Origin of the sequence: Victivallis sp. (assembly GCF_048170485.1) — a bacterium.
Taxonomy (GTDB): Bacteria; Verrucomicrobiota; Lentisphaeria; order Victivallales; family Victivallaceae; genus Victivallis.
Genome location: NZ_DBEXAY010000198.1, coordinates 1 through 8,164, shown reverse-complemented (window position 1 = coordinate 8,164; position 8,164 = coordinate 1). Strand labels below are relative to the sequence as shown.

Genomic DNA, 8,164 nt, shown 5'->3' with positions numbered 1-8,164 from the left:
CGAAGCGTTTCTCGCCTCGTTGACTCCCAACGGCGACATTGACGAGGAGTGGCGCGCCTTCGTCGCAGAACGGAAAGAGGAGGAGCTTGCCCGCGTCATCCGCGAAGAGAACCTCAACCCGGAAGCGACCCGCGAATTCATGCGGAATGCCTTCCGCGACAACTTCCTTCAGGTCAACGGAACGGCGCTCGCGAAGGTGCTTCCGCCGGTCTCCCGCTTCACGCCGACCGGCGACCGCGCCAGAAAGCGCGAAACCGTTCTGGAAAAATTGTCCGCCTACTTCGAACGCTTCCGGGAGATCGCCGGACCGTAACCTCCGGCGGGAAATCGTTGCAGAAAAAAACGGGAGGGGAATTCCCCTCCCGTCCCTGTGCGCCGCTTCGTTCAGAGAAAACGTTCGGCCGGTTTGAAGTTGCTCTTGCGGAACGCTTTCTCCATGATGTCGGTAACCGCGATCCCGTTTTCGATGGTGATCGGGTAGGGGACTTTGTTGACGATCGCGTCATAGACATGCTTCCAGATCTCCGACATCGGGATGGGCGGAATTTCGACGAACTGTTCAATGAAGGTGAGCGTTTCATCGAAGTTGCCGTATTTCATCGGCGGATTTTCCGGATGCGGCTTGAGCGGCTTGAATTCGATTTCCGGGTCGACGTACCGCATTTTGATTCTGCCGTCGACCGGATAGATCAGTGTGCCGCGCGATCCCTGAATCTCCAGTTCGCGCCCCGGGAGGGTGTGCGCTCCGGAGATTTCGATGTCGGCGATCCGCCCGTTCGCCGCCTTGAGCAGCAGTTTGATGTGGTCGTCGCCATCGCCGATGCTGATGATGGAACGGATGTTCGCCCAGAGGTCGACCACCGGAGAATCGAGGTACTGCAACGCCTGATCGATGATGTGCGGCCCCCAGTTGGTGAAGAGTCCGCCGCCGAATTCGGTCATGGTCATCCAGTCGTTGCGGCGGCAGTAGCCGACGCTGCGGTAGAGTTTGACCGTGTTGATTTCGCCGAGCACCCCGGTGGCGATCAGCTTCATCGCCTTCTGGAACGGGGCTTCGTACCGGCGGTTGTGGCGAAGAAAGATCCTGCCCGGATACTTTTTATCCGCCTCGGCCAGCTGTGCCATCTCCCGGTTGTTCAGCGCGTAGGGCTTGTCGATGTTGACGTATTTGCCCGCCTCCAGTGCCTGAAGCGCCATCGGAACGTGTTCCGGGTGGCGGGTGGCGATGGAGACCAGTTCCACGTTGTCGTCTTGGAGCATCTCACTGTAATCGGTGTAGAGTTTGGCTCCTTTGAAACGCTCCGGCAGATTCTCAAGCCGCTCCTTTGCGTGGTCGCATGCGGCGGCGATGGCGAAACGGTCGGGGTACTCGGCGAGTTCCGAGGAGTGCATGCCGATTCCGGCGCGGCCGAGCCCGACGATGCCGACTTTGATGATTCTGGACATGGGAATGGATTCCTTTCCTTACTGTTTGGCGTGAAGCGCGCTGGTGTCGAGCGCCGCAAGCGGATTCGGTGTGCGGATCGGTTCCGACGGTTCGGGGCAGGGGGTCACCCGCGGCGGAAGAATCGCCGCCGGGGCGACGAAGCGGATCGCGTTGGCGATCACCCGCTGAATGTTGGCGTCGTGATAGATCGCGTAGGTTTCGTGACCCGGCGAGAAGTAGAAGATCTTCCCCGCGTCGCGCTGGAAGAGCATGCCGCTGCGGAAGACGTCGCCGCCTTCGAACCAGGACATGAAGATGATCTTCCCGTCGTCCGGCAGGTCGAACCGTTCGCCGTACATTTCGCTGTGCGGCAGGGCGAAGGTCTCCGGCACTCCATCGACGATCGGGTGGCCGGTCGCCACGACGCGGAGCCGCTCCTTTTCCCCGACTTCGCGCCAGCGCAGCCGGCAGCTGGTGCCCATCATCCGGCGGAAAATTTTCGAATAGTGGCCGGAGTGAAGCACGATCAGCCCCATGCCGGAGAGGATGCGGAGCCGGATCTTTTCCACCAGTGCATCATCGACCCGGTCGTGGGCGCAATGGCCCCACCAGAGCAGGACCTCGGTCCGGTTGAGCCGTTCGTCGGGGAGTCCCTGCGCGGACTCGTCGAGAGTGCCGGTGCAAATTTCGAGATCGTCCGCGGCGAGAGCTTTCGCCAGAAAGGCATGGATTCCTTCCGGATAAAGGGTGCGGATGTGGTCGCCGACCGGACCCTCCTCCCGTTCGTGGACGAATTCGTTCCAGATGGTGACTTGAATTTTTTTCATGCAAATTACCTGCTGAAATTCTCTTTCAGGAACCGGATGCTCGAAGCGAAGGAGCCGAAGGGATCGCTGGTGTCGCCGTCATGTTCGACCACCCAGCAGGTGACTCCGGCCCGGCCGGCGGCGTCGAGGATCCGCTTCCAGTCGAGATTGCCTTCGCCGACCGGCATCATGACCGAATCGCCACATTCGCAGAAGGGTTTCATCCCGTAATCCTTGAGGTGAAGAACCTGCTGGCGTCCGGCGAGTGTTTCGATCCACCGGACCGGGTCGGCGCCGCCTTTCTGAACCCAGTAGGTGTCGAGTTCAGCGTCGATTTCCGGCGCTTCGGCGTAGAGGATCTCCAGCATCGTGCGGCCGTTGAACCGTTCGAATTCGATGGAGTGGTTGTGATAGGCCAGCGTGACTCCGGCGGCGCGGAACCGTTTCGCCGCCTCGTTGAGTTCGCGGGCAAGTTCGATCACTTCGCCTTCGCCGGTCGGTCGCCAGTGCGGAAAGGGGTAGGCGGTGTGGCGGCAACCGAGTTGGAGAAGCCGTTCCGCCTCCTTTTCCGGTTCTTCCACAATGGTTTTGGCGAAGGAGTGACTGGTCGGCGCCGTCAACCCCTCGTCGCGGAGCATCGCGGCGAGGTCGGCGGTCGGCATCGGCGCGATCGAGCCGGAGAGCTGAATTGCGTCATAGCCCATCTGCTTCAGCCGGCGGAAGGTGTTGCGCACCCCTGCCGGGGTTTTGATGTAGTTGCGGAAACTGAACATCTGGGCGGCAATGGTGATCTTCTGCATGATGAATTCTCCTCCTTGCTTCAGCCGACGACGACCGGTTCAATGTGGAACCATTCGCAGAACTGGAGCAACTCCTGCTTGACGTCGGCATGGATGACCGCGTAATGGTGTTCGAATCCCTTCTTCATGATGGTGTCGACCAGCTCCGGCACGGCTCCGTCGAAATGGATGGTGAGCGGATTCCCGCGCAGGAAGGGTTCGGTGTCGATCGCGGTGCCGGGGGCGATCAGCATGCGCATTTTTCCGTCGGCGTCGGTGTCGAATTTGGCGACGGTGACACGGCCGGCCTTGAGCGAGAAGTCGTTGGTGACCCCCTTCTTGTCGCCGCCGTCGACACGCATGTGCAGCCGAAGTTCCGTTTCGTCGAAGTTGCGGCAGAGCCCCTTCGGCGCGGCGCCGCAGTGCCAGATGACGCCGGTGTTCTTCCCGGTGTCGTACTGAATCAGGTCGACGAAGAAGGGAATGCCGCCGCCGGCGAGCGCCTGAAGCAGTTTCATGGTGAAGGCGCCGGTGACGTCACCCTCACAGCTGGTGGCAAATCCGGTGTCGGAGAGCATGCCGAGCACGGCGCAGGGCGCGATGCCGAAGAGGTCGGAAAACTCCGGCCAGCAGCGGACCGCATAGGTGCTGAGCTGATATTTCTCCGCCGTCTTACGGAAGGAGCCGTACATTTTCGCGGCGAGTTCGAGGTCGGCCGCGGAGACGGCGTTGACTTTGGCGGCGCTCTCTTTGACCACCTTGCGCGCAGCGGCGAGCTCCGCTTCGGTGAGGGTGTCGGCGGTCTTGACGATTTCGAGCAGGTCGAGCACTTCGACGGCGACGCCGAATTCGCGGCGGAGCAGAAGCTCATCGAAATTCGAGGTGTAGAAGCCGGGAACCCGTCCGCCGGCGAGGCCGATCCGCAGATTGCGGAGCATCTTGACGGCGCGGACGACGGCCAGCGGTTTTTTCAGCGCTTCGGCGGTCTCTTCCGGACGGGCCATGACGAAGCAGTAGCGTTTGCGCAGCCGGTTGAGGCCGTGGGCCGCCATGTTGGCGCCGCAGAAGGAGTTCTGCTCCCACATCTTGCCCGGACCGGGCTCCTCGGGGTTGGCGAGCAGAATGAAAGGAACGTCGAGGCGGGTTGCCGCCGCCGGAATGGTCGCTCCGACCGGGAAGGTGACGAAGTGCATCACGACCGTATCGACGCCGGCGCGGGCGAACTCTTCGGCCCGGGCCGCGGCTTCCCCTTCGGTGGTGGTGACGCCGTGATAGAGGATCTCCGCCGGGAGCGTTTGAAGAGCTTCGAACGTCCGCTTGGCGATGGCGTCGATTTTAGGAGTCATCCAGCTGGCCTTGGAGATGGCGATGTACCCGATTTTCATAGTTTCCATGGTTGCGTTCCTTGACTTTTGGTTGAACGGGGATATTTTTCCCTTTATCATAACGTACGTCGAAAAATCCGATTTCAAATGGAGAAAAACAACCTCTTTTTGCACAAAACGAAGATTTCTTCCGACTATGAATTTTTTTGACGGTCACTATTTCAGTTTGTATCACTCCTCGCCGGAGTTCCGCGGGGAATCCCATCATGTACCGATCTACTACGGGATTCAGTACAACCATGCCGGGAAACTCTGGCTGCAGATCGACCATGGGGAACGCTTTGAAGTGGAGGGGGCCTATGTGTTTATCACGCACCCCAATGCATTTTTCGAATATGGGAATGCCCCCGGCGAGTCGCGGCATCACAACTTTCTCTGCTCCTACGGAGAACGGGTGGAGGAGTATGTGAAAAGCGGCCTCCTGCCGATCGACAATCTGCACCCGCTGCGGAAGGTGCGCAATCCGGAGCGCTTCCTTGAGACGATGCTGCGGATCATGTCGCTGTTGCGCCATGCGGCGCCGGTGGTGCCGCCGCGGGCGGTACTGCTCTACGAGGATCTGCTGCTTCAGATTCAGGAGGCTGAGCCGGACGGGCCGCCGGTTCCGGCGTTTCAGGAGGAGTACTTCGGCCATCTGGTTTCCGAGGTGCGCCGCCACCCGGAAAGGGGGTGGGAGTTCTGCTCCGAGGCGCGGAGGCGGAACCTCACTCCCGCCCATTTCCGCCGCCTGTTCAAAGCGGTTTCCGGCCTGCCGCCGCAGCAGTTTCTGATTCAGTGCCGCCTGCAGCAGGCCGCCTCGCTGCTGGTCGGCACCGGGGAGCCGGTCGGCGTGATTGCCGAACGGGTGGGGATCGGCAATGAATTCTATTTTTCGCGGCTGTTCAAGGCGAAATACCGGATTTCGCCGCTCGAATATCGCCGGGAATTCGCCGGGCGATACTGAAAAAACTCCGCCGTTCCCCGGAGTTCAGCGGGGTGCGGCGGAGAGCAGACGAAGTTCTGCTATTCGGCGGTCAGCTCAAAACAGACGGAAATTTCCGGCTGTTTCGCCTCTGAAGGGCCGGCGAATTCTGTTTTTCACGGTTTTTCCACAAGAATACCGGCATTCCGCCGCGACAGTACCGGGAGTTCTATCAGAACCGGGAAGAGGCTTGGCAGGGCAGGAGAAAGAGTGGAATTGCAGGTTGATTTCCAGTGACAGCAGGGGTATAGTAAGAGAAACAATCCAACAGGAGGAGATATGTTTCAGATTATTGCATTGTTGTCGGTCCGGAAGGAAGAGACGGAAAAACTTGAAGCGCTGTTGAAGCCGCTGCTCGAAGCCTCGCGGCGGGATGCCGGCTGCCTCGGCTACGACTGCCGGGCGGATGTGCTCAACCCGGGCACCTGGCTCTTCTTCGAGAAGTGGCAGGATGACGCTTCGCTGGAGAAGCACATGGTGGCACCCCATTTCAAGGCGTTCGAACAGGGCGTCGCGCCGTTGCTGACCGCGCCGCTCACGATTCACAAGGTGATGGAATGAAGGCGGCGTCAGATTTTTTTCGGACGGAGGAGAAATTGAATTGCGCGCAGGCGGTTCTGCGCTATTTCGATTTCCCGCCGGAGAAGATTGCGGAGTTTCGCGAGTTCGGCGGCGGGCGGGCGCCCGGCGGATTGTGCGGAGCTCTGTATGCGGCAAAAACCGTGTTGAATGACGAGGAAAAATTCGCGGAATTGTGTCGAAAATTCGGCGAGAAGACGCAGGGGGCGCTGACCTGCCGGGAGATCAAGGGCGGTTCGGGATTCCCATGTGAAGCCTGCGTCAATCTTGCCGCGGCGCTGGCGGAAAAAATGAAGTAGAAGCGAAAGGGGAGGGGCGGCGGCATGGATGTCAACTTTATTCCCGGGAATCTCCGGGAGGCGCTGACTTCGGGCGGCGTGGCTGGAAAAATCCTCCATGCAGTGCGGTTCAGCCGTCAATTTTCCGGCGAGTCGGGGGAGGGGTACTTCTTTCGGACAGACCGGGAGTTCGCGGCAATTGACCGCAGTTTCGGCAGTTCGGAATTCCGGCGGATGAGCTGCCCGGTTGCCGGGGCGTCGATCCGGAAGCGTCAGGTTGACGGGAACAACGTCTCGGTGGAAATTGCTTTGCCGGACGGCACGATTCTGACGGGATGCGCCTCTTTTTCGGAAGGCGATGCGCTGGAAGAGTTGCTCGACAGTCTGGAGAACGAAGCCACCGGAGCGGCAGTGGAATCCGCCGCCGTGTCAGCGGAACCGGTTTCGGAGAACGCGAAACTTTTCGCCGCCGGACTGCTCTGGGCGGTGCGGGCGGATGGCAATCTCGCGCCGGAACAGGAGGAGATGCTGCGGAAGCTTTGTCCTCCGGCAGCGCTGGAGGCGGGGGTGGATTACACGCAGTCGAATGGCTTTGAAGCGTTTCTATCTGCCGTGAAATCGACCTTTTCGCGGGAGCAGTTGACCAGCCTGATTGCGAACCAGCTGGAACTGGCGATGTGCGATGGGGATTTGACGGGGCGGGAGATGGATTTCATCCGTGCCGAGGTGAACGCCTGGGGCTATCCGGTGGAAGAGTACCGTGCGCTTCGCAACTTTCTGCTGTTGAAGAATCAGTCGCCGATTCTCTTCGCCTGACGCCCACCTTAAAAAAACAGGAGCCGCGATCGGGAGACATCCCGCGCGGCTCTTGTCTTTTATCGTTGTCAGTCGATGTATTCGATACTGGTGACGACGATCTGCCCGGTCACTTCGCTCACCTTTTCCAGCGTGACCAGCATTTTCACTTCGCTGGTGATTTCATCGAAGTAGATGAAATCATCCGGGCTCTGCGTCGAATCCGGCGAGGACGGGTCACTGCCGTCGTTGCTGATTTTGCCAGATGCATCGGAGGTAATTTTAGAACCATCCTTGTCGATGTATCTGGCTACATCGAACTGGCCGTAAGCACAATCGTCCTTTGTGACGACTTGGGCATCATCCGGTCTGACCCGGGTTACCGAGCCACTCAAATCCCGGATGGTCTGCGCCACGACAATGAACTGGATGACGTTGGGGGGGGACGGTTCGGTCTTGATGAGGTTAATAGTTTTTCCCACAATTTCTTCACGTTGAGCATCTGAAGAATTTGTTATGTCTATTGCTCCAAATGCATTGCATAAATCATTTCCGGATGAAAGTTCCCAGTCGAGAAACTGGGTGCGGCTGGAGAAAGGTTTTTTGGTTCCGGCCTCATTAACATATGCCTGCGCCAAGGCATTACCGATCGTTGTAGATACTCCTATTTTTGTTGAGGAAGTGGTTGTTTCAAAATTACTGATTTCCTGACCATACATGATGTTGTAGAAGAGAGCTTGTCCCATCTGATAGTCGTGAGCATGTTCATATCCAATATTGATAGTGGTGTCAGAACAAAGCATATTGATATTTACCTTCCCATAACAATAGGCTTCTTCAGTTAGTTTCACTTGCTCCAAGATACCGCCATCTCCGTTGGCATAAGAGGTTCCGGATGGATTATCCCACGAAAGGCCCTGTTTCATGTCAGCAGGGGAGATGGAGCCGGTACCACCGGGGGCTCCCGCCGCTTTCAGATTGAGGGTCTGCCAGGCTGCACCCCGGTGGATCACACCCAGTTCCCAGAGGCTCTGCATCGGGGCGTTCCGGATGTACGCCGTCGACAGATGGTTGGAATCATCCCCCCAGGCCGGGCCATTGTTCGAGGCTTTCCTTTCCGTGTCATATTTGCTGGTATCCGTGGCCGCGCCGGGA

Annotated in this window: 10 protein-coding genes; 5 read left to right on the top strand and 5 right to left on the bottom strand. The window is 58.9% G+C overall.

What is annotated here, in order from left to right; genetic code table 11:
* A partial coding sequence (locus ACMLHG_RS10410) for a type I restriction endonuclease subunit R, EcoR124 family (protein ID WP_417170441.1) occupies positions 1-313 on the top strand: 313 nt, incomplete at its 5' end.
* Between the two features lie 71 nt (positions 314-384).
* On the opposite strand, the gene ACMLHG_RS10405 is transcribed toward ACMLHG_RS10410, so the two are convergent.
* The 4 genes from ACMLHG_RS10405 to ACMLHG_RS10390 are packed head-to-tail and all read right to left on the bottom strand — an operon-like array spanning position 385 to position 4,405.
* Positions 385-1,446 (bottom strand): Gfo/Idh/MocA family protein, encoded by a 1,062-nt coding sequence (locus ACMLHG_RS10405; protein WP_295806751.1) that lies wholly within the window; start codon positions 1,444-1,446, stop codon positions 385-387.
* A gap of 18 nt (positions 1,447-1,464) precedes the next feature.
* Positions 1,465-2,253 (bottom strand): ThuA domain-containing protein, encoded by a 789-nt coding sequence (locus ACMLHG_RS10400; RefSeq protein ID WP_417170440.1) that lies wholly within the window; start codon positions 2,251-2,253, stop codon positions 1,465-1,467.
* A gap of 5 nt (positions 2,254-2,258) precedes the next feature.
* Positions 2,259-3,032 carry a sugar phosphate isomerase/epimerase family protein gene (locus ACMLHG_RS10395; RefSeq protein WP_295806756.1) on the bottom strand — a complete coding sequence of 258 codons (774 nt, stop codon included), beginning with the start codon at positions 3,030-3,032 and terminating at the stop codon, positions 2,259-2,261.
* Between the two features lie 20 nt (positions 3,033-3,052).
* Positions 3,053-4,405 (bottom strand): L-fucose/L-arabinose isomerase family protein, encoded by a 1,353-nt coding sequence (locus ACMLHG_RS10390; protein ID WP_294435768.1) that lies wholly within the window; start codon positions 4,403-4,405, stop codon positions 3,053-3,055.
* A 127-nt stretch (positions 4,406-4,532) separates the two neighbouring features.
* Between ACMLHG_RS10390 and ACMLHG_RS10385 the strand changes: the two genes are divergently transcribed.
* From ACMLHG_RS10385 to ACMLHG_RS10370, 4 genes are all read left to right on the top strand, one after another.
* Complete coding sequence (locus tag ACMLHG_RS10385) at positions 4,533-5,339, top strand: helix-turn-helix transcriptional regulator (RefSeq protein WP_417170439.1); 807 nt, start codon at positions 4,533-4,535, stop codon at positions 5,337-5,339.
* A gap of 297 nt (positions 5,340-5,636) precedes the next feature.
* Positions 5,637-5,918: a putative quinol monooxygenase gene (locus ACMLHG_RS10380; protein ID WP_417170438.1), complete on the top strand. Its 282-nt coding sequence runs from the start codon at positions 5,637-5,639 to the stop codon at positions 5,916-5,918.
* A 35-nt stretch (positions 5,919-5,953) separates the two neighbouring features.
* Positions 5,954-6,235 carry a C-GCAxxG-C-C family (seleno)protein gene (locus ACMLHG_RS10375; protein ID WP_295806762.1) on the top strand — a complete coding sequence of 94 codons (282 nt, stop codon included), beginning with the start codon at positions 5,954-5,956 and terminating at the stop codon, positions 6,233-6,235.
* 24 nt (positions 6,236-6,259) lie between these two features.
* Positions 6,260-7,030 (top strand): TerB family tellurite resistance protein, encoded by a 771-nt coding sequence (locus tag ACMLHG_RS10370; RefSeq protein WP_417170437.1) that lies wholly within the window; start codon positions 6,260-6,262, stop codon positions 7,028-7,030.
* Positions 7,031-7,098: 68 nt separating this feature from the next.
* On the opposite strand, the gene ACMLHG_RS10365 is transcribed toward ACMLHG_RS10370, so the two are convergent.
* The coding region (locus ACMLHG_RS10365; RefSeq protein WP_417170436.1) for a hypothetical protein at positions 7,099-8,164 on the bottom strand (1,066 nt) is incomplete at its 5' end.

Coding starts and splice junctions, on each gene's coding strand:
- ACMLHG_RS10405 (WP_295806751.1), bottom strand. CDS start 1,446: ATGTCCAGAATCATCAAAGTCGGCATCGTCGGGCTCGGCCGCGCCGGA.
- ACMLHG_RS10400 (WP_417170440.1), bottom strand. CDS start 2,253: ATGAAAAAAATTCAAGTCACCATCTGGAACGAATTCGTCCACGAACGG.
- ACMLHG_RS10395 (WP_295806756.1), bottom strand. CDS start 3,032: ATGCAGAAGATCACCATTGCCGCCCAGATGTTCAGTTTCCGCAACTAC.
- ACMLHG_RS10390 (WP_294435768.1), bottom strand. CDS start 4,405: ATGGAAACTATGAAAATCGGGTACATCGCCATCTCCAAGGCCAGCTGG.
- ACMLHG_RS10385 (WP_417170439.1), top strand. CDS start 4,533: ATGAATTTTTTTGACGGTCACTATTTCAGTTTGTATCACTCCTCGCCG.
- ACMLHG_RS10380 (WP_417170438.1), top strand. CDS start 5,637: ATGTTTCAGATTATTGCATTGTTGTCGGTCCGGAAGGAAGAGACGGAA.
- ACMLHG_RS10370 (WP_417170437.1), top strand. CDS start 6,260: ATGGATGTCAACTTTATTCCCGGGAATCTCCGGGAGGCGCTGACTTCG.